Raw genomic sequence first — 498 nt, 5'->3', positions numbered from 1 at the left:
CCGGCCTGAAATCATTGAAGCGCAGGTCAGCGTAGGTGGTGCGCGTCCCTTTCTCCCCTCCCCCTGCCCACGGTGTTGCTTCCAGAACCATCCGGCCCTGGTCGTCGTACTCATAGCGGGTGTAGCCTCCGTCGGGCTTGATTTCCAATGACACGCGGAACTGGTCGTTATATGTGTAGAGCGTTGTTTGGGCCAAGGGGGTATTGTATCCCTCCGTGCTGCTGATGGTCAGCCAGCCGCCTTCCGTGCTCTTCTGGACGGTGCGTACGCAGGATACGGGCGTTTCCTCGTTGATCTTGCGGTAGCTCTCAATCATTTCCCATTTGCCGCCGGGCAGGAAATTGCGCTCAATCCGCCGTACGATGCGCTCGTCCCCTTCTCCCTGGGTGATGGTCACATTGTTGCCTTCCACTTTCCGCTCCGTCCGGAAAGCGGGCATGCCCTGCCTCTGCTCGGTGATGAGCATTACGGGTGCTCCATCCTTGACAGTATTTTCAT

General features: G+C 58.2%; 1 protein-coding gene. It reads right to left on the bottom strand.

Annotated elements, in window-relative coordinates; all coding sequences use genetic code 11:
• The coding region (locus HMPREF3039_RS04170; RefSeq protein WP_156473600.1) for a hypothetical protein at positions 1–466 on the bottom strand (466 nt) is incomplete at its 3' end.
• Positions 467–498 lie beyond the last annotated feature (32 nt).

This window comes from Akkermansia sp. KLE1798, assembly GCF_001580195.1.
In the GTDB taxonomy this organism is placed as follows: domain Bacteria; phylum Verrucomicrobiota; class Verrucomicrobiia; order Verrucomicrobiales; family Akkermansiaceae; genus Akkermansia; species Akkermansia biwaensis.
Note: the sequence above shows the minus strand (reverse complement) of the source record. Positions and strands in the feature narration are given on the sequence as shown.